The sequence below is a fragment of the Salmonella sp. SA14318 genome, from assembly GCF_029866905.1.
Taxonomy (GTDB): Bacteria; Pseudomonadota; Gammaproteobacteria; order Enterobacterales; family Enterobacteriaceae; genus Salmonella; species Salmonella enterica.
Genome location: NZ_CP123282.1, coordinates 2775620 through 2797664, shown reverse-complemented (window position 1 = coordinate 2797664; position 22045 = coordinate 2775620). Strand labels below are relative to the sequence as shown.

Annotated in this window: 21 protein-coding genes; 14 read left to right on the top strand and 7 right to left on the bottom strand. The window is 54.1% G+C overall.

What is annotated here, in order from left to right; genetic code table 11:
- The first annotated feature begins 8 nt into the window (after nt 1-8).
- The 6 genes from QEN32_RS13525 to QEN32_RS13500 all read left to right on the top strand — a co-directional run bounded on the left by QEN32_RS13525 (nt 9) and on the right by QEN32_RS13500 (nt 5445).
- On the top strand, nt 9-389 hold the full coding sequence (locus QEN32_RS13525) for a 5-carboxymethyl-2-hydroxymuconate Delta-isomerase (protein ID WP_001119857.1): 381 nt from the start codon (nt 9-11) through the stop codon (nt 387-389).
- A gap of 143 nt (nt 390-532) precedes the next feature.
- Nucleotides 533-1336, top strand: coding sequence for a 2-oxo-hept-4-ene-1,7-dioate hydratase (gene hpaH, locus QEN32_RS13520; RefSeq protein ID WP_000884795.1), 804 nt, complete (start codon nt 533-535; stop codon nt 1334-1336).
- A 10-nt stretch (nt 1337-1346) separates the two neighbouring features.
- Nucleotides 1347-2138, top strand: a complete 792-nt coding sequence (hpaI, locus tag QEN32_RS13515; RefSeq protein WP_000785062.1) for a 4-hydroxy-2-oxoheptanedioate aldolase — start codon at nt 1347-1349, stop codon at nt 2136-2138.
- A 72-nt stretch (nt 2139-2210) separates the two neighbouring features.
- Nucleotides 2211-3587: a 4-hydroxyphenylacetate permease gene (gene hpaX, locus QEN32_RS13510; RefSeq protein ID WP_001285795.1), complete on the top strand. Its 1377-nt coding sequence runs from the start codon at nt 2211-2213 to the stop codon at nt 3585-3587.
- A 9-nt stretch (nt 3588-3596) separates the two neighbouring features.
- Nucleotides 3597-4493, top strand: coding sequence for a 4-hydroxyphenylacetate catabolism regulatory protein HpaA (gene hpaA / locus QEN32_RS13505; protein WP_000336602.1), 897 nt, complete (start codon nt 3597-3599; stop codon nt 4491-4493).
- Nucleotides 4494-4506: 13 nt separating this feature from the next.
- Entirely contained in the window at nt 4507-5445 is a 939-nt protein-coding gene (locus QEN32_RS13500; RefSeq protein ID WP_265322319.1) for an MBL fold metallo-hydrolase, read from the top strand.
- Between the two features lie 407 nt (nt 5446-5852).
- Here QEN32_RS13500 and QEN32_RS13495 read toward each other — a convergent pair whose 3' ends face one another.
- The 3 genes from QEN32_RS13495 to cbpA all read right to left on the bottom strand — a co-directional run bounded on the left by QEN32_RS13495 (nt 5853) and on the right by cbpA (nt 8094).
- The gene (locus QEN32_RS13495) at nt 5853-6215 is read right to left on the bottom strand and encodes an anti-adapter protein IraM (RefSeq protein WP_001537781.1); all 363 of its coding nucleotides are present in this window, start codon (nt 6213-6215) and stop codon (nt 5853-5855) included.
- A 653-nt stretch (nt 6216-6868) separates the two neighbouring features.
- A complete protein-coding gene (cbpM, locus tag QEN32_RS13490) occupies nt 6869-7174 on the bottom strand; it encodes a chaperone modulator CbpM (protein WP_001284251.1) in 306 nt (101 codons plus the stop codon).
- Nucleotides 7174-8094 (bottom strand): curved DNA-binding protein, encoded by a 921-nt coding sequence (gene cbpA / locus QEN32_RS13485; RefSeq protein WP_000420603.1) that lies wholly within the window; start codon nt 8092-8094, stop codon nt 7174-7176. Before cbpA ends, cbpM begins: the two co-directional genes overlap by 1 nt.
- Nucleotides 8095-8329: 235 nt before the next feature.
- Between cbpA and QEN32_RS13480 the strand changes: the two genes are divergently transcribed.
- From QEN32_RS13480 to agp, 5 genes are all read left to right on the top strand, one after another.
- Nucleotides 8330-8692: a copper resistance protein gene (locus tag QEN32_RS13480; RefSeq protein ID WP_001118902.1), complete on the top strand. Its 363-nt coding sequence runs from the start codon at nt 8330-8332 to the stop codon at nt 8690-8692.
- A 48-nt stretch (nt 8693-8740) separates the two neighbouring features.
- Nucleotides 8741-10627: a thioredoxin family protein gene (locus tag QEN32_RS13475; RefSeq protein ID WP_265322318.1), complete on the top strand. Its 1887-nt coding sequence runs from the start codon at nt 8741-8743 to the stop codon at nt 10625-10627.
- Nucleotides 10624-11247 carry a DsbA family protein gene (locus QEN32_RS13470; RefSeq protein ID WP_023201792.1) on the top strand — a complete coding sequence of 208 codons (624 nt, stop codon included), beginning with the start codon at nt 10624-10626 and terminating at the stop codon, nt 11245-11247. Before QEN32_RS13475 ends, QEN32_RS13470 begins: the two co-directional genes overlap by 4 nt.
- The gene (locus QEN32_RS13465; RefSeq protein ID WP_023201793.1) at nt 11237-11743 is read left to right on the top strand and encodes a protein disulfide oxidoreductase; all 507 of its coding nucleotides are present in this window, start codon (nt 11237-11239) and stop codon (nt 11741-11743) included. The genes QEN32_RS13470 and QEN32_RS13465 overlap by 11 nt, the downstream gene beginning before the upstream one ends.
- A gap of 132 nt (nt 11744-11875) precedes the next feature.
- Complete coding sequence (gene agp / locus QEN32_RS13460; protein WP_000749201.1) at nt 11876-13117, top strand: bifunctional glucose-1-phosphatase/inositol phosphatase; 1242 nt, start codon at nt 11876-11878, stop codon at nt 13115-13117.
- 33 nt (nt 13118-13150) lie between these two features.
- Here agp and QEN32_RS13455 read toward each other — a convergent pair whose 3' ends face one another.
- Both QEN32_RS13455 and wrbA read right to left on the bottom strand, forming a co-directional pair.
- The gene (locus tag QEN32_RS13455) at nt 13151-13378 is read right to left on the bottom strand and encodes a YccJ family protein (protein ID WP_001143125.1); all 228 of its coding nucleotides are present in this window, start codon (nt 13376-13378) and stop codon (nt 13151-13153) included.
- 20 nt (nt 13379-13398) lie between these two features.
- Entirely contained in the window at nt 13399-13995 is a 597-nt protein-coding gene (gene wrbA / locus QEN32_RS13450; protein ID WP_001062898.1) for an NAD(P)H:quinone oxidoreductase, read from the bottom strand.
- Between the two features lie 384 nt (nt 13996-14379).
- On the opposite strand from wrbA, the gene QEN32_RS13445 reads away from it, so the two are divergent.
- Nucleotides 14380-14547 carry a general stress protein gene (locus QEN32_RS13445; protein WP_001273663.1) on the top strand — a complete coding sequence of 56 codons (168 nt, stop codon included), beginning with the start codon at nt 14380-14382 and terminating at the stop codon, nt 14545-14547.
- 136 nt (nt 14548-14683) lie between these two features.
- The gene (rutR, locus tag QEN32_RS13440) at nt 14684-15322 is read left to right on the top strand and encodes an HTH-type transcriptional regulator RutR (RefSeq protein ID WP_076937345.1); all 639 of its coding nucleotides are present in this window, start codon (nt 14684-14686) and stop codon (nt 15320-15322) included.
- Here the strand turns inward: rutR and QEN32_RS13435 are convergent.
- Both QEN32_RS13435 and putA read right to left on the bottom strand, forming a co-directional pair.
- Nucleotides 15319-15714: a lysozyme inhibitor LprI family protein gene (locus QEN32_RS13435; protein ID WP_000821064.1), complete on the bottom strand. Its 396-nt coding sequence runs from the start codon at nt 15712-15714 to the stop codon at nt 15319-15321. The genes rutR and QEN32_RS13435 overlap by 4 nt on opposite strands.
- 58 nt (nt 15715-15772) lie before the next feature.
- Nucleotides 15773-19735, bottom strand: a complete 3963-nt coding sequence (gene putA / locus QEN32_RS13430) for a trifunctional transcriptional regulator/proline dehydrogenase/L-glutamate gamma-semialdehyde dehydrogenase (protein ID WP_265322172.1) — start codon at nt 19733-19735, stop codon at nt 15773-15775.
- A gap of 421 nt (nt 19736-20156) precedes the next feature.
- On the opposite strand from putA, the gene putP reads away from it, so the two are divergent.
- Nucleotides 20157-21665 carry a sodium/proline symporter PutP gene (gene putP / locus QEN32_RS13425; RefSeq protein WP_001018467.1) on the top strand — a complete coding sequence of 503 codons (1509 nt, stop codon included), beginning with the start codon at nt 20157-20159 and terminating at the stop codon, nt 21663-21665.
- Nucleotides 21666-22045 lie beyond the last annotated feature (380 nt).

Here is a 22045-nt window from a genome sequence, read left to right as displayed (position 1 = left end):
GGGTGTTTATGCCGCACTTTATTGCTGAATGTACTGAAAATATTCGCGAGCAGGCTGATTTACCCAGCCTGTTCAGCAAGGTAAACGAGGCGCTGGCCGCCAGCGGGATTTTCCCCATCGGCGGTATCCGCAGTCGCGCCCACTGGCTGGATACCTGGCAGATGGCTGACGGTAAGCATGATTACGCGTTTGTGCATATGACGCTGAAAATCGGCGCCGGGCGCAGCCTGGAGAGCCGTCAGGAAGTCGGCGAAATGCTGTTTGGGCTGATTAAAGCCCACTTCGCCGACCTGATGGAGAACCGCTATCTGGCGCTGTCGTTTGAGATTGCCGAGCTACATCCGACGCTCAATTACAAACAAAACAACGTACACGCGTTATTTAAATAGCACACTCTTTCGCCCGGTGGCGCTGCGCTGACCGGGTCTACAAAAAAACGATGCACGAAGCAATACCGAACCGTAGGCCGGGTAAGACGCACCCGCGTCGCTACCCGGCGCAGCAGCACCGAATGACGTAACAGGAAGCAACTATGCTCGATAAACAGACCCATACCCTGATCGCCCAGCGACTTAATCAGGCTGAAAAACAGCGTGAACAGATTCGCGCAGTGTCGCTGGATTATCCCAACATCACTATTGAAGATGCCTATGCCGTACAGCGCGAATGGGTCAATATCAAAATTGCCGAAGGGCGCACGCTCAAAGGCCACAAAATCGGCCTGACCTCAAAAGCGATGCAGGCCAGTTCGCAAATCAGCGAACCGGATTACGGCGCGCTGCTTGACGATATGTTCTTCCATGACGGCGGCGATATCCCCACCGACCGTTTTATCGTCCCGCGTATTGAAGTGGAGCTGGCGTTCGTGCTGGCGAAACCGCTGCGCGGCCCTCACTGCACGCTGTTCGACGTCTACAATGCCACGGATTATGTGATTCCGGCGCTAGAACTGATTGACGCCCGCAGCCACAACATCGACCCGGAAACCCAGCGCCCGCGCAAAGTGTTCGACACCATTTCCGACAACGCCGCCAACGCCGGGGTGATCCTCGGTGGTCGTCCCATCAAACCAGACGAGCTGGATCTGCGCTGGATCTCCGCGCTGCTCTATCGCAACGGCGTGATCGAAGAAACCGGCGTCGCCGCAGGCGTGCTGAATCATCCGGCCAACGGCGTGGCGTGGCTGGCAAACAAGCTTGCCCCCTACGATGTCCAGCTTGAAGCCGGGCAGATCATCCTCGGCGGCTCGTTCACCCGCCCGGTGCCGGCGCGCAAGGGCGACACTTTCCATGTCGATTACGGCAACATGGGCGCGATCAGTTGCCGGTTTGTGTAAGGAAAAAACGATGAAAAATGCTTTCAAAGACGCGTTAAAAGCGGGGCGTCCGCAAATCGGTTTGTGGCTGGGGCTTGCCAACAGTTACAGCGCTGAACTGTTAGCGGGCGCCGGCTTCGACTGGCTACTGATCGACGGTGAACACGCGCCAAACAACGTGCAGACGGTGTTGACCCAGTTGCAGGCGATTGCGCCTTATCCCAGCCAGCCGGTGGTGCGTCCGTCATGGAACGATCCGGTACAGATTAAGCAACTGCTCGACGTCGGCGCGCAAACGCTGCTGATACCGATGGTGCAGAATGCTGATGAAGCGCGAAACGCCGTGGCGGCTACGCGTTATCCGCCTGCCGGTATTCGCGGCGTGGGCAGCGCGCTGGCGCGGGCATCGCGCTGGAACCGCATTCCGGACTATCTCCACCAGGCCAACGACGCCATGTGCGTACTGGTGCAGATTGAAACGCGTGAGGCGATGAGCAATCTGGCGTCAATTCTCGACGTGGATGGCATTGACGGCGTGTTTATCGGCCCGGCGGACCTCAGCGCCGATATGGGCTTTGCCGGCAATCCGCAGCACCCGGAAGTGCAGGCGGCGATTGAGAACGCCATAGTGCAGATACGCGCGGCGGGGAAAGCGCCGGGGATTCTGATGGCCAATGAAGCACTGGCGAAACGTTATCTGGAACTGGGGGCGCTATTTGTCGCCGTCGGCGTTGACACCACGCTGCTGGCGCGCGGCGCGGAGGCGCTGGCGGCGCGCTTTGGCGCAGAAAAAAACCTGTCCGGTGCGTCCGGCGTCTATTAAGCCTGGCCCGGTAAGCGTAGCGCTACCGGGCAACCGTAGTACCCTACAAAAATTCCCATCAGAGGAAAAAAAATGAGCGACACATCATCTGCACTTCCGGAAAGCCCCGAGTCTGTCCGTTCGCACAACGCGCTCAGCACGGGTCAACAAACCGTCATAAATAAACTGTTCCGCCGACTGATCGTATTTTTATTCGTGTTGTTTATCTTCTCGTTTTTAGACCGTATCAACATCGGTTTTGCCGGGTTGACGATGGGGCAGGATCTGGGGTTAAGCGCCACCATGTTTGGTCTTGCCACGACGCTGTTTTACGCCACTTACGTCATTTTCGGCATTCCCAGCAACGTGATGTTGAGCATCGTCGGCGCCCGCCGCTGGATTGCGACCATTATGGTGCTATGGGGCATTGCATCTACCGCCACGATGTTCGCGGTGGGACCGAAAAGCCTGTATGTGCTGCGAATGCTGGTGGGCATTACCGAAGCGGGCTTTTTGCCAGGAATATTGCTCTATTTAACCTACTGGTTCCCGGCATTTTTCCGCGCCCGCGCCAACGCATTATTTATGATTGCCATGCCGGCCACTACCGCGTTGGGGTCGATTGTCTCCGGCTATATTTTATCGCTGGACGGCATATTCAATCTGCATGGATGGCAGTGGTTATTCCTGCTGGAAGGATTTCCGTCAGTTTTGTTAGGCATTATGGTCTGGTTTTACCTGGATGATACCCCGGCAAAAGCCAAATGGCTGACGGCAGAGGATAAAAAATGTTTGCAGGAGATGATGGATAATGACCGCCTGACGCTGGTTCAGCCGGAGGGGGCCATCAGCCATAACGCCATGCAGCAGCGTAGTCTGTGGCGCGAAGTATTCACGCCAATTGTACTGATGTATACGCTGGCCTATTTTTGTCTTACCAATACGCTTAGCGCCATTAGTATCTGGACGCCGCAAATCCTGAAAAGTTTTAATGAAGGCAGCAGCAATATCACCATCGGCCTGCTGGCGGCGATCCCGCAGATTTGTACTATTCTGGGCATGATTTACTGGAGCCGCCATTCGGACAAACATCAGGAGCGTAAACATCACACGGCGTTGCCGTTCCTGTTTGCCGCCGCGGGCTGGCTGCTGGCGTCGGCGACCGACCATAACCTGATCCAGCTCCTGGGGATCGTGATGGCATCCACGGGTTCCTTTAGCGCGATGGCGATCTTCTGGACCACGCCGGATCAGTCGATCAGTTTACGCGCCAGGGCGATAGGCATTGCGGTCATCAATGCCACCGGCAATATTGGCTCCGCACTTAGCCCGTTTATGATTGGCTGGCTAAAAGATATAACCGGTAGCTTCAATAGCGGCCTCTGGTTTGTCGCTTCTCTGTTAGTCGTCGGCGCCGCCATTATCTGGCTTATTCCCATGAAAGCATCGCGTCCGCGCGCCACCCCTTGAGGAGAAACTATGTGCCAACGTGCGATCGCCAATATTGATATCAGCAAAGAGTATGACGAAAGCATGGGCAGTAACGATGTGCATTATCAGTCGTTTGCTCGTATGGCGGATTTCTTTGGTCGTGATATGCAGGCGCATCGCCACGACCAGTTTTTTCAAATGCACTTTCTTGATACCGGGCAGATTGAGCTACAGCTCGACGATCATCGCTATTCGGTGCAGGCGCCGCTATTTGTGCTTACGCCGCCCTCGGTGCCGCATGCTTTTATTACCGAATCGGATAGCGATGGTCATGTTCTGACGGTACGCGAAGAGCTGGTTTGGCCGCTGCTGGAAGTGCTTTATCCCGGCACCAGAGAGGCCTTCGGCCTGCCGGGAATCTGTCTGTCGCTGGCGGATAAACCCAACGAGCTGGCGGCGCTCAAACATTACTGGCAGCTAATTGAGCGGGAGTCCACGGAACAACTGGCTGGCTGCGAACATACCCTGGTGCTACTGGCGCAGGCGGTATTTACCTTGCTGTTGCGTAATGCGAAGCTGGACGATCACGCCGCAACCGGGATGCGCGGTGAACTGAAACTTTTTCAGCGCTTTACCCTGTTAATTGACAACCACTTCCATCAGCACTGGACGGTGCCCGATTATGCCTGCGAGCTGCATATTACCGAATCTCGTTTGACCGATATTTGCCGACGTTTTGCTAATCGCCCGCCTAAACGCCTGATTTTTGATCGGCAATTACGCGAGGCGAAACGACTGCTGCTTTTTTCCGACAATGCTGTCAACGAGATCGCCTGGCAATTAGGTTTTAAAGATCCGGCTTATTTCGCCCGTTTCTTTAATCGCCTTGCTGGCTGTTCTCCTTCGCAGTTTCGCCAACGTGAAGTTCCCTCTTTTCTCAACTAAGAAGAGTAAAAACATGATGAAAAAAAGCGTCGCTATGCTGGCGGTTTGTATGCTGGCGCAAAGCCACCTTGCCATTGCTGCCGGTACTCCTGCGCCTCAAGAGATCAACATTGTTTTACTGGGCACCAAAGGCGGGCCTTCTTTGCTCAATACAGCCAGACTACCGCAAGCGACGGCGCTCACTATCGGCGATAAAATATGGCTGATAGATGCCGGCTACGGCGCCAGTCTGCAACTGGTGAAAAACGGCATTCCACTGCGCAACATCAATACTATTTTGCTCACCCATCTGCACAGCGACCACATACTGGATTATCCTTCCTTGCTGATGAATGCCTGGGCAAGTGGTCTGAAAGACCATACCATACAGGTGTATGGCCCGCCGGGAACCCAGGCGATGACGAAGGCTAGCTGGAAGGTCTTTGACAGGGATATCACGCTACGCATGGAGGAAGAGGGGAAACCCGATCCGCGCAACCTGGTTAAGGCGACCGATATTGGCCAGGGCGTCATCTATAAAGATGAACTGGTCACAATAAGCGCGCTAAAAGTGCCTCATTCCCCTTTCCCGGACGGTGAAGCGTTGGCTTACCGTTTTGATACCCAGGGTAAGCGAATCGTCTTCTCTGGCGATACGTCCTGGTTTCCGCCGCTTGCAACGTTTGCCCAAGGGGCGGATATCCTGGTACATGAGGCGGTACATGTCCCTTCGGTAGCAAAACTGGCTAATAGTATTGGCAACGGAAAAACGCTGGCTGAAGCGATTGCGTCGCATCACACCACGATTGAAGATGTCGGTAAGATTGCTCGCGAGGCCCACGTGAAAAAACTGGTGTTAAGTCATCTGGTGCCTGCGACGGTTGCGGATGACGTCTGGCAACAGGAAGCCATGAAAAATTACCCGGGCCCTGTCATTGTCGGTCATGACAATATGACGATAAGCGTACCGTAAGTATCAGGGCAGGGGTAAACCCACGGGCTGACATGATGTCAGCCCGTTATGCTTTTGGCGATCAGCATGACGCGCAGAGCTTTTGTCTAAAACATTATTTTTTCTAAACACTACTTGCTGATTTTTATGCACAATAAAGGTAAGATGATTGCTCTGGTGAAATATTACTAAATAAGAATGTCACGGATGGAATTTATACAGTGTTAAAAGCAATGCGTTTCTTTGTCTGCCGGCCATCAGTAATATCCTCTGTACCGGCTCCTCGTTGCCAAAGTGAAGGTTAGATTAAACGAATCAAAAAATATCCGAACTGTACAATTTTTATATCAAACATATTTAACTGCAAAATACTGCAAACGTGCGCGAATACACTTAATCAGTAGTATGGCTAATGCATACTTTATTTCCTAAACTTTCTTATTATCTATTTGAATATTTCTGGTTAAACCAAATGGACAAACGGATACCAGACACTCGAAAGGATAACTGCAGGCTTCTGGTTTAGGATTGCAGTTACCAGGACAGTGGCTATTTTCTTTAAGCGATTTCCATAGAACAGGATTAAACCTGGTAACGTTGTAAACAGTAACGGGATAAAGTTTATCGTTTATTAAGACCCCCTTATTAAAGGGGATGATAATGCTACCTGGAGGCATGTAAACATCTGCCTGATACCATAAGGTCAATCTAAGATTTTTTAGGCTATGTATGCATGAGAACGACACTCCGGTAGAGGGACTTATAACTGTATCAACGACCTTCCATTCCATTACAGAAACCTTTTAAGTGAAATAGTCAATGGTGTAAATTACATTTTCCGCAAGCCTATTCAGGATAGATGAAAATCTGAGAAACATAACTCGTTGAAAACGATCGTTTTTTATTGACCACTCTATTTATATTGATTTTTTAATAAGTTATTTATTTTATGCTCTTATTTTGTTTACATTCTATTACATTTTTGTATTTTAGGCGTGGTGTAAATATTGGGCGGTAGTGGATGTTATAACGCTCAATTATTAAACTGTAAGTGACTGTTGTATTTCTTATTTATAAATACCGCAACCTGTAAGCGCAGCGGTACATTTTACCCGGCATTGACAGGGAGAAGGTACGTATCAACCAGAGAGTACAAAACAGTGAAAGAATATATTCTTCAGGCAATAAATGATCGCTAACGTGTAAAAATAACCGACGTATCTAAAAAATGTGAACGTGTGGCTGGTCTTTATTTAAACGATGATCTTCGCAATGGCGCATTAATGGCTGACATTGGCGGTTCGTTGATCGGGTTGTGCGCGGTGAAAGGCTATATTTCTTCCGTTGAGGGAAGTATGTCAGAGGCATTCTGGTATTATACCGGGTGCATGTAAATCCGGGGTGGGCAGAAAGCCCACCCTCGGTTTATTGCCTTTATCGTGGATTAGGGATGCGAGATAAAGCGAGAAAGGCGTTGCAGCAGTAACCGGTTTTCTTCGCGCAGCCGTGAATTCTCTTCCAGCAGCGTTAACGCGACCGCGATCCCAGGCCAGTCGAGCGCCAGCTCCTCGCGTAAGCGTAGCGCGCGTTGTACCACGCTCGCTGCGCGATCGTCGAATTGCCAGTCGGCGTTATCGTCTTCGTAAGGCTCAATTACGCCAAGTCCGACGATTTCGTTTAGCTCCTCTTCCGTCACGCCGGTGTGCAAACAAAATTCGGTGATGGTAAAGGTGACAGTGATGTTAGCCATTATGCTTTCCCCCATTGCTGGCGTGGGTCAAAGGACGACTGCGCGTCCGCCAGTTGTTGCCACAGGGCAGCTGTTTTCTCGTCAGGTTTCGGCGGCATAACGATTTTGATGATGGCATAGAGATCGCCAGTGTGCTTTTTACTGGCTAATCCTTTTCCTTTGATACGCAGCCGCTGACCTGCCTGGCTGCCGGGGGGAATGGTCAGCAAAATACGCTCTTTAAGCGTTGGCACAGACACCTTAGCGCCGAGCGCCGCCTCCCATGGGGCAAGCGGAAGGACGACTTCCAGATCCTGATTGACGATATCAAAGAGCGGATGCGGGGCAATATGGATAACGAGCCATAAATCGCCATTAGGTCCGCCGTTTTCCCCCGGCGTGCCCTGGCCTTTCAGTCTGATTCGTTGCCCGTTGCTGACGCCAGCCGGGATTTTCACATTCAATGTTTTGGGAATTTCCCGCTCCACCAGGCCGAACGCGTTATAAACGGGGACGGAATAGCTAATCGTACGCTGGTGCTCTTCCAGCGTTTCTTCCAGGAATACCGCCACTTCAATTTCGATATCATGACCGCGTGCGGCGTGGCGGTGGTGCGAATGGCGACCGTGCTGACCAAAAATAGACGAGAAAATATCATCAAAATCTTCGGCGTTATACGGCTGGCCTTCGTGTTGCTGGAACTGGCGATTAAATTGTGGATCGTTACGGTGTTGCCATAACTGGTCATACTCGGCGCGCCGTTGCTCATCACTCAGCACTTCCCATGCTTCAGCAACCTCTTTGAAACGGGCTTCGGCATCGGGTTCTTTGCTGACATCTGGATGGTACTTGCGGGCCAGTCGGCGATAGGCGGTCTTAATCGTCTTGAGATCGTCCGTCGGTTTCACGCCCATAATGGCGTAATAATCCTTAAGTTCCATAGCATCATCTCGCTAAATCAATACATACAGAAGGGACCCCAAAAAGGTTTCTCCACTAAGTGTAGGGTAAACCTGAAAAGTGCGTATGAAAACACCAGTTATATCATTAGTAAGAATAAATTACGTTGTTCGACTATCAGAAGGTTGCGCAGCGCGCCGACATAACTTTACAGGGGAAAGGTTGCCAAAACCGTGCCAGTGGCTAAGATAACTCGCGTTAAACAGTGAGGGCGCAATGGCGAAACAACAACGGATGGGCTGGTGGTTTCTTTGCCTTGCATGTGTCGTGGTAATGGTTTGTACCGCGCAACGCATGGCGGGCCTGCACGCCTTGCAGATGCAGGCGACGGCCTCTGCTGCGGTGGTCAGCGCTCCCTCCTCGACAGATGACGGCTCGCCGGTCACCCCCTGTGAATTAAGCGCCAAGTCGCTGCTGGCGGCGCCTCCGGTACTCTTTGAAGGCGCTATCCTTGCGCTTTGTCTACTGCTTTCCTTACTGGCGCCTGTCCGGGTCATGCGCCTGCCGTTTTCGCCTCCACGGGCTATTTCGCCGCCCACATTACGGGTACATCTACGATTTTGTGTCTTCCGTGAATGACAGACCGGTTATTGCTAACGGTTAATTACTCATTCACGGAGAAAAAATATGATGATTTTGTTCAGGCGGATACTGTTCTGCCTGTTATGGCTTTGGCTGCCCGTCTCCTGGGCGGCGGAAAGCGGCTGGCTGCGTTCGCCCGATAACGACCATGCCAGCATACGGCTACGTGCCGATACGTCCGCTAACGGTGAGACCCGGCTGTTGCTGGATGTCAAACTGGAAAACGGCTGGAAAACCTACTGGCGCGCGCCGGGGGAAGGGGGCGTGGCGCCCTCTATCGCCTGGAAAGGCGACATGCCTGAGGTAAGCTGGTTCTGGCCAACTCCCTCGCGCTTTGATGTGGCGAATATCACCACCCAGGGATATCACGACGAGGTGACCTTTCCGATGATCGTGCGCGGTACGCCGCCCGCGACCTTGAGCGGTGTGTTGACGTTATCAACCTGCAGCAATGTTTGTCTGTTGACCGATTACCCCTTTTCCGTGACGGCCACTGTGCAGAATGCCGATTTTGCCCATGACTATGCGCGGGCGATGGGTAAAGTTCCGCTCCGCAGTGGACTAACGGACTCGCTTGACGTCGGCTATCGCCCGGGAGAACTGGTGGTCACTGCTACGCGAGCGGCGGGCTGGTCATCGCCCGGGCTCTATCTTGACACCGTAGATGACGTCGATTTTGCGAAGCCTCGTCTGCGCGTAGAGGGCGACAGGTTACAGGCGACGGTGCCGGTGACGGACAGTTGGGGCGAAAAGGCGCCCGATTTGCGCAACAAATCGCTGACCCTCGTGTTAGCCGATGGCGCTATCGCCCAGGAGAGCACGCAAACCATTGGCGCTGCGCCAGCGCAAACGCCGGACAATGCGGCGCTACCTTTCTGGCAAGTTGTAATGATGGCGCTGATCGGCGGACTGATTCTTAATTTAATGCCCTGCGTACTGCCGGTTCTGGGCATGAAACTTGGCTCTATTTTATTGGTAGAGGAAAAAAGCCGCTCTCACATCAGGCGACAATTTTTGGCTTCGGTCGCCGGTATCATTGCGTCATTTATGGCGCTGGCGGCGTTTATGACCCTCCTTCGCCTGTCAAACCATGCGCTGGCCTGGGGAGTCCAGTTCCAGAATGCATGGTTTATTGGTTTTATGGCGCTGGTGATGTTGTTGTTTAGCGCCAGCCTGTTCGGGCTTTTTGAGTTCAGGCTTCCCTCATCTATGACCACGAAACTGGCCACTTACGGCGGTAACGGTATGTCGGGACATTTCTGGCAGGGGGCATTCGCCACGCTGCTGGCGACGCCTTGTAGCGCGCCGTTTCTGGGCACGGCGGTCGCCGTGGCGCTCACGGCGTCGTTGCCGACGCTGTGGGGGCTGTTCCTTGCGCTAGGCCTGGGGATGAGCGCGCCGTGGCTACTGGTCGCGATACGACCAGGGCTTGCGCTACGTTTACCGCGCCCCGGGCGTTGGATGAATGTCCTGCGCAGGATCCTCGGTCTGATGATGCTGGGGTCGGCTATCTGGCTGGCGACGTTACTCCTGCCGCATTTCGGCTTCACTGCGTCAAAGAGCGCGCAAGACACGGTTCAGTGGCAACCGTTGAGTGAACAGGCAATCCAGTCGGCGCTGGCGCAGCATAAGCGGGTATTTGTCGATGTCACTGCGGACTGGTGTATTACCTGTAAAGTGAATAAATACAACGTCCTGCAAAAAGAGGATGTGCAGGCCGCCTTGCAACAGCCGGATGTTGTGGCGCTGCGGGGAGACTGGACGCTGCCGTCCGATGCCATTACAGATTTTCTGAAAACGCGCGGCCAGGTCGCCGTGCCGTTTAATCAGGTATATGGCCCCGGCTTGCCGGAAGGGGAGGCACTGCCCACTTTGCTGACCCGCGATGCGGTATTACAAACGTTGAAAAAAGCGAAAGGAATAACCCAATGAAATACATGATTGTTTTGCTGCTGGCGCTGTTTTCGACGCTGAGCATCGCGCAAGAAACCGCTCCTTTTACGCCGGATCAGGAAAAGCAGATTGAAAATCTGATCCATGCGGCGTTGTTTAACGATCCTGCCAGCCCGCGGATAGGCGCTAAACACCCTAAGCTGACGCTGGTGAACTTTACGGATTACAACTGCCCGTACTGCAAACAGCTCGATCCGATGCTGGAAAAGATTGTGCAGAAATATCCTGACGTTGCGGTCATTATTAAACCGCTGCCATTCAAAGGAGAGAGTTCCGTACTGGCGGCGCGTATTGCGCTGACCACCTGGCGCGAGCATCCGCAACAGTTCCTCGCGCTACATGAAAAACTCATGCAAAAGCGCGGTTACCATACGGATGACAGTATTAAACAGGCCCAGCAGAAAGCAGGGGCTACGCCAGTGACGCTGGATGAAAAAAGCATGGAAACGATACGTACTAATTTGCAGTTGGCAAGGCTGGTCGGCGTGCAAGGAACGCCAGCGACGATCATTGGCGACGAGCTGATTCCGGGCGCAGTGCCCTGGGATACGCTGGAAGCGGTGGTGAAAGAAAAACTGGCGGCTGCCAATGCCGGGTAAACTGCGGCGTTGGCTGCGTGAAGCCGCGGTTTTTCTGGCGCTCCTCATCGCGATAATGGTGGTCATGGACGTCTGGCGCGCGCCGCAGGCACCTCCGGCGTTTGCCGCGACACCATTACGTACGCTGACGGGAGAGTCGACAACTCTGGCGACCTTGAGCGAGGAACGCCCCGTACTGCTCTATTTTTGGGCCAGCTGGTGCGGGGTATGCCGCTTTACTACGCCTGCGGTCGCTCGCCTGGCGGCGGAAGGGGAAAACGTCATGACCGTTGCGCTCCGCTCCGGCGATGACGCTGAGGTTGCCCGCTGGCTGGCGCGCAAGGGCGTTGACTTCCCGGTCGTCAATGATGCTAACGGCGCCTTATCCGCTGGCTGGGAAATCAGCGTGACGCCAACGCTGGTGGTGGTTTCACAAGGTCGGGTTGTGTTCACCACCAGCGGCTGGACCAGCTATTGGGGCATGAAGCTTCGACTGTGGTGGGCAAAAACGTTCTGAATATGCGCCGGGGTTTCCCGGCGCTAACGCGTTTACTGTAAGAAAAACCCCCGTTTTGCGAAATCGTTCCCGGAAAAATGATCCATTTCTGTCACACTCAGAACGATTTGATAACAACAAGAGGTCATAGGGATGAAAAAATCATTACTCGCTGTTGCTGTGGCAGGGGCTGTTTTGTTGTCATCCGCCGTACAGGCGCAGACAACGCCGGAGGGTTATCAATTACAACAGGTGCTGATGATGAGCCGCCATAATCTGCGGGCGCCGCTGGCGAATAATGGCAGCGTACTGGCGCAGTCGACGCCGAACGCCTGGCCGGCGTGGGACGTTCCCGGCGGGCAACTGACGACGAAAGGCGGCGTGCTGGAAGTCTATATGGGACACTACACACGTGAATGGCTGGTCGCGCAGGGGCTGATACCGTCGGGAGAATGTCCGGCGCCCGACACGGTATATGCCTATGCGAATAGTTTGCAGCGCACCGTCGCCACCGCGCAATTTTTCATTACCGGCGCTTTCCCCGGCTGTGATATTCCTGTTCATCATCAGGAAAAAATGGGCACTATGGACCCTACCTTCAATCCGGTAATTACCGATGATTCCGCCGCGTTCCGGCAACAGGCCGTACAGGCGATGGAAAAGGCGCGTAGTCAGCTACATCTTGATGAGAGTTATAAACTGCTTGAGCAGATAACGCATTATCAGGACTCGCCGTCCTGCAAAGAGAAGCATCAGTGTTCGCTAATCGACGCGAAAGATACCTTCAGCGCGAACTATCAGCAAGAGCCTGGCGTGCAGGGGCCGCTTAAAGTAGGGAACTCGCTGGTGGATGCGTTTACCCTGCAATATTACGAAGGGTTTCCGATGGATCAGGTCGCCTGGGGCGGGATCCACACCGATCGGCAGTGGAAGGTGCTGTCAAAACTGAAAAACGGCTATCAGGACAGCCTGTTTACCTCACCCACGGTGGCGCGCAATGTCGCTGCGCCGCTGGTGAAATATATCGATAAGGTGCTGGTTGCCGATCGCGTTAGCGCGCCGAAGGTTACCGTGCTGGTGGGGCATGATTCCAATATCGCGTCGCTGCTGACGGCGTTGGATTTTAAACCCTATCAGCTCCATGACCAGTATGAGAGAACGCCGATTGGCGGTCAGCTTGTCTTCCAACGCTGGCATGACGGCAACGCTAACCGGGATTTGATGAAAATCGAGTATGTCTACCAGAGCGCCCGGCAGTTACGTAACGCGGAAGCGTTAACGCTCAAATCGCCCGCGCAAAGGGTAACCCTGGAACTGAAAGGATGTCCGGTGGATGCGAACGGCTTCTGTCCGCTGGATAAGTTCGATAACGTCATGAACACTGCCGCAAAATAGCCGTATGCCCCCGCGCAGGCGGGGGCGTTTGTGTTATACGTTCTTACGTTCGATGATTTGTTCGCCCCAGAAGAGCGAGTCTTTGTCCGTTTTCTCAAAGGCTTTGATCAGCACCTCATCGCTACCTTCTTCCCATATTTTTTCTGCCAGTTTCTCGTCATAGTGAGCGACTTCAAAAATGGCTTCGGCAATTTCCGGCGACGTATTACGCAGGCTTGCCCATTCGCCGACGCGGTGCGCTTTTGCTTCTTGAGTTGGCATTCGAATCCTCCTGTTGAAGATTAGCCGTTGAGTTTGACTGCCAGACCGGCGACGTATTCCCCCTGATAGCGAGCGATAGAGAGTTCCTCCTGGCTTGGTTGACGTGAACCGTCGCCTCCGGCGATAGTCGTTGCGCCGTAAGGCGTGCCGCCGCGAACCTGGGAGACGTCAAAGAGTTCCTGTGCGGCATAGCCTATTGGGACGATCACCATCCCATGATGGGCAAGCGTAGTCCAGGTCGAGGTGATGGTCTGCTCCTGGCCGCCGCCCGTTCCGGTAGAACTGAACACGCTGCCGAGCTTGCCGTATAGCGCGCCGGATGCCCACAGTCCGCCGGTTTGGTCCAGGAAGGTACGCATCTGGCCTGACATATTGCCAAACCGGGTTGGCGTACCAAAAATAATGGCATCGTAATCCGCCAGCTCCTGTGGGGTGGCAACCGGTGCGTTTTGCGTTTTACCGCCAGCTTTTGCGAAGATTTCAGGCGGCATTGTTTCTGGCACACGCTTTATAATGACCTCTGCGCCGTCGACTTTCTTTGCCCCTTCCGCCACCGCGTGCGCCATGGTTTCAATGTGTCCGTACATGGAATAATAGAGCACCAGAATCTTTGCCATTTGTACTACTCCTCAGATTAATCAGGTGTGTAGCGATTCGCTACGTCTATTTAAAGATATGCTCTCCTGTGAAGAGTGCAAATTTCAGCGCCATTTCTTTGATTTATAACAATAATTAATTTGGCGACCTTTGTTGCAAAATGATACATTTTTAAGCGCTTTGATTTTCCCAAATATAAGAATAACTTATTTATTTCTTATGGTTATTATTCTGCGTATTCGGCTTCCAATGTTGCAGAATATTTCGGTAAGCGGCCTACCACGACGTTTTTCACTATGCTTAATGTTACGCGGCGTTACTGATGATATCGTTCATACGCTGCGCGAGGAGATACTCCTCATTACCTATGCAATATGATGTCTAATCTATGACGGAGGTCAGTAATGGCAAACCATCGTGGCGGTTCCGGTAATTTTGCGGAAGACCGCGAAAGAGCATCAGAAGCAGGTCGTAAAGGTGGTCAGCACAGCGGGGGCAATTTTAAGAATGACCCGCAGCGTGCATCCGAAGCAGGCAAAAAAGGGGGCAAAAGCAGTAACCGTAATAGCTAGCCTGCGTCACAACAGCAAGACGCTGAGCGTTTCACGCTAAAAAGCGTCATGCGCCACCGCCGCCGGATTTCCGGCGGTTTTTTTGTTTATAAGCCGGATTTGGTATGCTTGCGTCCTGACAAAAAGGAGAGGGCGCATGTCGCAACGCACAGAGAAAAAAATCGGGAAACGCTCGCAGGCCACCGGTGCAAAACGGCAGCTTATCTTAACCGCCGCGCTTGCCGTTTTTTCCCAGTATGGCATTCATGGCGCGCGTCTTGAGCAGGTCGCCGAGCGGGCAGGCGTCTCCAAAACCAATCTGCTTTATTATTATCCCTCGAAAGAGGCGCTGTATGTCGCAGTAATGCGACAGATCCTGGATGTCTGGCTGGCGCCGCTCAAGGCGTTTCGCGCAGAATTTTCCCCTCTGGAGGCCATCAAAGAGTATATCCGTCTCAAGCTGGAGGTTTCGCGTGATTATCCGCAGGCGTCGCGGCTCTTCTGCATGGAGATGCTGGCGGGCGCGCCGCTCTTAATGGAGGAACTGACCGGCGATCTAAAAGCGTTGATAGATGAAAAATCCGCGCTGATTGCCGGATGGGTGCACAGCGGGAAACTGGCGCCCGTCCCCCCGCACCATTTGATCTTCATGATTTGGGCTGCCACGCAACATTACGCCGATTTTGCCCCTCAGGTTGAGGCGGTAACCGGCGCGACGCTTCGCGATGAAGCCTTTTTCAACCAAACGGTCGAAAGCGTTCAGCGCATTATTATTGAAGGGATTCGCGTGCGTTAACCGGCTGGCGGCAGTGGGCAGCTCAAATCACCCTCTTCACATTGCAGCAGCGAGGCTAAAAACGCTTCGCGTTCGTTCGTTTTATCGGTCAGGCACTGGCTGGCGATCATGGGTTGCACGCTGCCGCCCTCCGTACCTGAACGAATCAGAGCGCAATCGGCGTCGCGCAGGGCAATCCAGGCCACCTGCGCTTTTTGTAACAGCTCGCGCTGCGGCGGTTGCGCACGCTTAAGCGCGCTTTGATAGGTTTCGTTCAGCTTTTTATCTGCCGCCTGGTATTGCGCGGCGGCGCAGCGATTCATTTCCAGCTGCGTACTGGCGCTGGCACACTCATCGGCCAACGCCTGACTGCTGAACAACAACGCCGCGCAGGTAAGGAAAATTCGTTTCATACGGTCCTCTGACGCGAGTAAAAAGGCTCCATTGACGGAGCCTTAATTAACCACAGTATTAGCCAATTGTCATCAGGCTGGCATTACCGCCAGCGGCGGCAGTGTTTACGCTCAGCGAACGTTCAATATAGAGCCGTTCCAGCAGTATATTGCTTTCGCCGCGGGCGAACCCCTGTACCGACACTATCGCGCCTTCGCGGGCGGCGACGGCTTCGCACACGGTCCGCAGCTTGTCGGAGTCGCCGTGGAAAATCACCGCGTCAAACGGCTGCGCCATCAGCGTTTCCGCTTTCGCAAACTGGACACGCGCCGCAACGGCGGCGGGGAGACGCTTCGCCAGATCGCGGTGGAAGGCGTCGTCTGACCATAGCGCCTGACTGCCGACGGCGAGAACGGCGGCAAGCTGCGTCAACGCGTCCTGTTCGTCATCAGCCAGGCATAATACCCGTTCACGCGGCAACAGCGTCCAGGTATTACGCTCGCCGGTCGGCCCCGGTAGCAGGCGCTGCGTGCCGGCCTGCGCCAGATCGGCGAATTGTCGGCAGCGCGTCTGTAGCGCCGGGCGATCCGCCGCCCATTGCGTCAGGGCGGTCAACGGCGCGAGTAGCGTGGTTTTAAGCTGCGCATCCACCGGGTAACGCGCATCCTGACGAGTCAGCGTCGTATTGAGCGCATTGGGCGGGCGGTGTGCCAGCAGACGGTAGAGATAGAGCGGTCCTCCCGCTTTTGGCCCGGTGCCGGACAGTCCTTCGCCGCCAAACGGCTGGACGCCGACGACCGCGCCCACCATATTACGGTTAACGTACAGGTTGCCGACATGGGCGGAACCGGTGACTTGCGCAATGGTTTCATCAATACGGGTATGTACGCCCAGTGTTAGCCCGTAGCCGGAAGCGTTAATCTGTTCGATAAGCTCCGCCAGTTGGTTACGGTTATAACGCACGACGTGCAGCACGGGCCCGAAGACCTCTTTTTCCAGCTCTGCGAAGTTTTCCAGCTCAATAAGCGTGGGCATAACAAACGTACCGGTCTGCCATTCCTGCGCGTCATCGCTGTTTTCACGCGCGGCCTGGAAAACCGGGCGGCCTTTGGCGCGCATTGTCTGGATATGACGTTCAATGTTGGCTTTGGCCTCGCTATCGATCACCGGCCCGATATCGGTCGTCAGACGGCCTGGATTCCCCATCCGACACTCCGCCATCGCGCCGCGTAACATTTTCAGCGTATGTTCGGCGATATCGTCCTGCAAACACAGCACGCGGAGCGCAGAACAGCGTTGTCCGGCGCTGTCGAAAGCGGAAGCCAGCACATCCACGACCACCTGCTCGGTGAGCGCGGAAGAGTCGACAATCATAGCGTTCATACCGCCGGTTTCCGCAATCAACGGAATAGGGCGGCCCTGGGCGTCAAGACGCGTGGCGATGTTGCGCTGCAACAACGTCGCGACCTCCGTGGAACCGGTAAACATCACGCCGCGTACACGCGCATCGGCGGTAAGCTGGGCGCCGACGGTTTCTCCCCGTCCCGGCAACAGTTGCACGACGCCCGGTGGTACGCCCGCTTCCAGCAAAATGGCAATGCCCTGGGCGGCAATCAGCGATGTCTGCTCTGCCGGTTTCGCCAGAACGCTGTTACCTGCCGCCAGCGCGGCGGCGATTTGGCCGGTGAAAATGGCCAGCGGGAAGTTCCACGGACTGATGCAGACTACCGGCCCTAACGGGCGATGCGTTTCGTTATCGAAATCGTCACGCACTTGACCGGCATAATAATGGAGGAAGTCTACCGCTTCGCGCACTTCGGCAATGGCGTTGCTGAACGTTTTCCCCGCTTCGCGCACCAACAGGCCAATCAACTGCTGCATTTGGTCTTCCATCAATACCGCCGCCCGCTGCAAAATGGCGGCGCGTTCTTGCGGCGGCGTCGCAAACCAAACCGGCGCCTGATTGACCGCGTTTTGCAATGCCTGTTCAACCTCGCTTTCTGTCGCTTCGCGTCCCCAGCCGACAATATCTTTCGGTTCCGCCGGGTTGATAACCGGCGTCATCTCACCGTCGGCCACCGGTTGTTCCAGCACAGGTTTGGCCTGCCATTTCTGCATGGCGTTGCTTAACAGGGCAGAAGAAAGCGAGGCGAGGCGATGTTCATTCGCTAAATCAAGTCCGGCGGAGTTTATCCGACCTTCGCCGTACAGATCGCGCGGCAGCGGAATTTTCGGATGCGGTATGCCAGCCTGACCTTCCTGCTGCGCCAGTTTTTCCACGGCCTCGACCGGGTCGGCCACCAGTTCATCGAGCGGTAGGGTGGCATCGGCGATGCGGTTGACAAAAGAGGTGTTGGCGCCGTTTTCCAGCAGGCGTCGTACCAGATAGGCCAGCAGGGTTTCGTGTGTTCCCACCGGCGCGTAAATACGGCAGGGACGGTTAAGTTTTCCGTCCGCTACTTTACCGGTGACCTGTTCATACAGCGGTTCGCCCATGCCGTGCAGGCACTGGAATTCGTACTGACCCGGATAGTAATTTTGCCCGGCCAGATGATAAATCGCCGCCAGTGTGTGAGCGTTATGGGTCGCGAACTGCGGGTAGATCAGATTAGGTACGGCGAGCAGTTTTTTCGCGCAGGCCAGATAAGAGACATCGGTATACACTTTGCGGGTATAAACCGGATAGCCCTCCAGCCCTTCTATTTGCGCGCGTTTGATCTCGCTATCCCAGTAGGCGCCTTTCACCAGACGAATCATCAGCCGACGGCGGCTACGGGAGGCCAGATCGACTAAATAATCAATGACCAGCGGGCAGCGTTTTTGATAAGCCTGGATCACAAAGCCAATGCCGTTCCAGCCCGCCAGTTCGGGTTCGAAGCAGAGTTTTTCCAGCAGATCGAGCGAGATCTCCAGACGATCCGCCTCTTCGGCGTCGATATTGAGACCAATGTCGTACTGGCGCGCCAGCAGCGTCAGGGATTTCAGGCGTGGATAAAGCTCCTCCATTACCCGATCGTATTGCGCGCGACTATAGCGTGGATGCAGGGCGGACAGCTTAATCGAGATGCCTGGCCCTTCGTAAATACCGCGACCGTTAGACGCTTTGCCGATGGCATGAATCGCTTGCTGGTAAGAGACCATATAGGCCTGCGCGTCGGCGGCGGTTAACGCGGCTTCGCCCAGCATATCGTAAGAATAGCGGAACCCTTTCTCTTCCAGTTTTCGGGCATTCGCCAGCGCCTGAGCAATGGTTTCGCCAGTCACGAACTGCTCGCCCATTAAACGCATCGCCATGTCGACGCCTTTGCGGATTAACGGCTCGCCGCTCTTGCCGATAATGCGGTTCAGCGAGCGCGAAAGATTGGCTTCGTTATGCGTTGAGACCAGTCGGCCGGTAAAGAGCAGCCCCCAGGTGGCGGCGTTTACAAACAGCGACGGGCTACGGCCAATATGCGACTGCCAGTTGCCATTACTGATTTTGTCGCGAATTAACGCATCGCGCGTAGCTTTGTCGGGAATACGCAGCAGCGCTTCCGCCAGACACATCAGCGCAACGCCTTCTTGCGAAGAGAGGGAAAACTCCTGCAACAGGCCTTGCACCATACCCGCGCGACCGCTGGCGGATTTTTGATTGCGCAATTTCTCCGCCAGTTGATACGCCAGTTTATGCGCCTGCTCAGCGACAGGCGGCGACAGGCGCGCCTGTTCCATTAGCATTGACACCGCATCGGTTTCCGGGCGGCGCCAGGCGGCGGTGATGGCGGCGCGAGAGACGGATTGGGGAAGAATCTGTTCGGCAAACTCCAGAAAGGGCTGATGCGGCTCATCCTGCGGCGCGACCGGCTCCTCGCTTTCATTTGCCGCGCCGGCAAACAGCGCAGGTAGCTCCGGTAGCGTATCGCTATTTTCCAGCTTGTCCAGATAGCTAAAGATTGCCTGTTTTATTAACCAGTGCGGCGTGCGATCGATACGCGACGCGGCCATTTTGATCCGTTCGCGCGTGGCGTCGTCCAGCTTAACCCCCATCGTGGTGGTTCCCATACCCTCTACTCCTGTTATTCGCTCTATCTGCTAACCAATAGTTAGCGGAAAATATCCACCATGTTGCAACTTTGTGCAACCGCGTTAAATGTGACCTGCGTTGCAAGCTTAAAAATGAATAAATTGTTAAAAAAAGAAAGAGGGAGTCTGACGGGGAAAACCATCTGGATTTATTTTCTCTGCGGTAGTTAACACTTTTAAAAGGTGCAACCGCAAAAAATGTGAGAGAGTGCAACCTGGAGAAAAATAGTATCCCTCTGCAATCAAATTTGATGTAAATGGTGTGTTAAATCGATTGTGAATAACCACCGCTTCCGGCAGGATACGGTCGCCCTGGTAAACATAACACCCTTGCCACGTTCCGGCAGGGTACAAAACGGCACGCTACGGTAGTGCCAATAAATAAATTTGGAGAACCTTGATGGCTATTAGCACACCGATGTTGGTGACATTCTGTGTCTATATTTTTGGCATGATATTGATTGGGTTTATCGCCTGGCGCTCAACCAAAAACTTTGATGACTATATTCTTGGCGGTCGCAGCCTGGGGCCGTTTGTTACGGCTTTATCAGCCGGCGCGTCGGATATGAGCGGCTGGCTGTTAATGGGGCTGCCTGGCGCTATCTTTCTGTCGGGGATCTCTGAAAGCTGGATCGCCATTGGCCTGACGTTAGGCGCATGGATTAACTGGAAGCTGGTGGCCGGGCGCCTGCGCGTGCATACCGAATTTAACAATAACGCGCTCACGCTGCCGGACTATTTTACCGGTCGGTTTGAGGATAAGAGCCGAGTCCTGCGTATTATTTCCGCGCTGGTCATTCTGCTGTTTTTCACTATCTATTGCGCATCAGGTATTGTCGCTGGGGCACGACTGTTCGAAAGCACCTTCGGTATGAGCTATGAAACCGCACTGTGGGCGGGGGCCGCGGCAACCATTATTTATACCTTTATCGGCGGGTTTCTTGCCGTTAGCTGGACGGATACCGTTCAGGCCAGCCTGATGATTTTTGCGTTAATCCTGACGCCGGTGATGGTTATTGTCGGCGTAGGCGGTTTTAGCGAGTCGCTGGAAGTGATCAAGCAAAAGAGCATCGAGAATGTCGACATGCTCAAGGGGCTGAATTTTGTCGCTATTATTTCTCTGATGGGCTGGGGACTGGGTTACTTCGGTCAGCCGCATATCCTGGCGCGCTTTATGGCGGCGGATTCCCATCACAGTATTGTTCATGCGCGTCGTATCAGTATGACCTGGATGATTCTGTGTCTGGCGGGCGCGGTGGCGGTGGGCTTCTTTGGCATTGCGTACTTTAACAATAACCCCGCGCTGGCCGGGGCGGTGAACCAAAACTCAGAACGCGTATTTATTGAACTGGCGCAGATCCTGTTTAACCCGTGGATTGCCGGTGTTCTGCTGTCTGCTATCCTGGCGGCGGTGATGTCGACGTTGAGCTGTCAGTTGCTGGTATGCTCCAGCGCGATTACGGAAGATTTATATAAGGCTTTTCTGCGTAAAAGCGCCAGCCAGCAAGAGCTGGTATGGGTAGGGCGAGTGATGGTGCTGGTGGTAGCGCTGATCGCCATTGCGCTGGCGGCGAACCCCGATAACCGTGTGCTGGGGCTGGTGAGCTACGCCTGGGCTGGATTCGGCGCGGCATTTGGACCTGTTGTCCTGTTTTCTGTGATGTGGTCGCGTATGACACGTAACGGCGCGCTGGCGGGAATGATTATTGGCGCGGTGACGGTTATCGTCTGGAAACAATATGGTTGGCTGGATCTGTATGAGATCATCCCTGGCTTCATTTTCGGCAGCCTGGGGATCGTAATCTTTAGCCTGCTTGGCAAAGCGCCGACAGCAGCGATGCAGGAACGCTTTGCAAAAGCGGACGCGCATTATCATTCCGCGCCGCCGTCGAAGCTACAGGCGGAATAACCGACATGTCCGATAGCATTATTGCCATCGGACATATTTTACCAGGCGGCGTTATACGCCTGCCTGGTCCTCTGATAAGTCCCGGACCGATTGACTGAAGATGTTCAGGTAAATGAGGACGCTCTCTCAAACTATTTTTAGCCCTTGAGCGCCGTTAACGCGGGCGTAATACGTCTCGAGTAATCACTAACTGGCCATATATGAAATCGCCTGTTAATGGTACCAATAGCCTTGACGCAAGAGAGTAATGACAAAAATTAAAACGAGTCAGCGTTACTGGCGTAAGTATGCCGCACAAAATTTTGCATAAATAATGCCGTTTTAGCGATGGGAGATAGGACACGTTAATTACTCCATTTTAACCTTTTATATATTGAATA

Bases quoted from the DNA above. Each gene is read 5' to 3' on its own strand.
- QEN32_RS13495 (WP_001537781.1), bottom strand. From the start codon at position 6,215: ATGGAATGGAAGGTCGTTGATACAGTTATAAGTCCCTCTACCGGAGTG.
- hpaH (WP_000884795.1), top strand. From the start codon at position 533: ATGCTCGATAAACAGACCCATACCCTGATCGCCCAGCGACTTAATCAG.
- rutR (WP_076937345.1), top strand. From the start codon at position 14,684: ATGTCGCAACGCACAGAGAAAAAAATCGGGAAACGCTCGCAGGCCACC.
- QEN32_RS13500 (WP_265322319.1), top strand. From the start codon at position 4,507: ATGATGAAAAAAAGCGTCGCTATGCTGGCGGTTTGTATGCTGGCGCAA.
- hpaX (WP_001285795.1), top strand. From the start codon at position 2,211: ATGAGCGACACATCATCTGCACTTCCGGAAAGCCCCGAGTCTGTCCGT.
- hpaI (WP_000785062.1), top strand. From the start codon at position 1,347: ATGAAAAATGCTTTCAAAGACGCGTTAAAAGCGGGGCGTCCGCAAATC.
- QEN32_RS13465 (WP_023201793.1), top strand. From the start codon at position 11,237: ATGCCGGGTAAACTGCGGCGTTGGCTGCGTGAAGCCGCGGTTTTTCTG.
- agp (WP_000749201.1), top strand. From the start codon at position 11,876: ATGAAAAAATCATTACTCGCTGTTGCTGTGGCAGGGGCTGTTTTGTTG.
- QEN32_RS13470 (WP_023201792.1), top strand. From the start codon at position 10,624: ATGAAATACATGATTGTTTTGCTGCTGGCGCTGTTTTCGACGCTGAGC.
- wrbA (WP_001062898.1), bottom strand. From the start codon at position 13,995: ATGGCAAAGATTCTGGTGCTCTATTATTCCATGTACGGACACATTGAA.
- QEN32_RS13435 (WP_000821064.1), bottom strand. From the start codon at position 15,714: ATGAAACGAATTTTCCTTACCTGCGCGGCGTTGTTGTTCAGCAGTCAG.
- cbpA (WP_000420603.1), bottom strand. From the start codon at position 8,094: ATGGAACTTAAGGATTATTACGCCATTATGGGCGTGAAACCGACGGAC.
- QEN32_RS13445 (WP_001273663.1), top strand. From the start codon at position 14,380: ATGGCAAACCATCGTGGCGGTTCCGGTAATTTTGCGGAAGACCGCGAA.
- QEN32_RS13455 (WP_001143125.1), bottom strand. From the start codon at position 13,378: ATGCCAACTCAAGAAGCAAAAGCGCACCGCGTCGGCGAATGGGCAAGC.
- putA (WP_265322172.1), bottom strand. From the start codon at position 19,735: ATGGGAACCACCACGATGGGGGTTAAGCTGGACGACGCCACGCGCGAA.
- QEN32_RS13525 (WP_001119857.1), top strand. From the start codon at position 9: ATGCCGCACTTTATTGCTGAATGTACTGAAAATATTCGCGAGCAGGCT.
- QEN32_RS13475 (WP_265322318.1), top strand. From the start codon at position 8,741: ATGATGATTTTGTTCAGGCGGATACTGTTCTGCCTGTTATGGCTTTGG.
- putP (WP_001018467.1), top strand. From the start codon at position 20,157: ATGGCTATTAGCACACCGATGTTGGTGACATTCTGTGTCTATATTTTT.
- QEN32_RS13480 (WP_001118902.1), top strand. From the start codon at position 8,330: ATGGCGAAACAACAACGGATGGGCTGGTGGTTTCTTTGCCTTGCATGT.
- hpaA (WP_000336602.1), top strand. From the start codon at position 3,597: ATGTGCCAACGTGCGATCGCCAATATTGATATCAGCAAAGAGTATGAC.
- cbpM (WP_001284251.1), bottom strand. From the start codon at position 7,174: ATGGCTAACATCACTGTCACCTTTACCATCACCGAATTTTGTTTGCAC.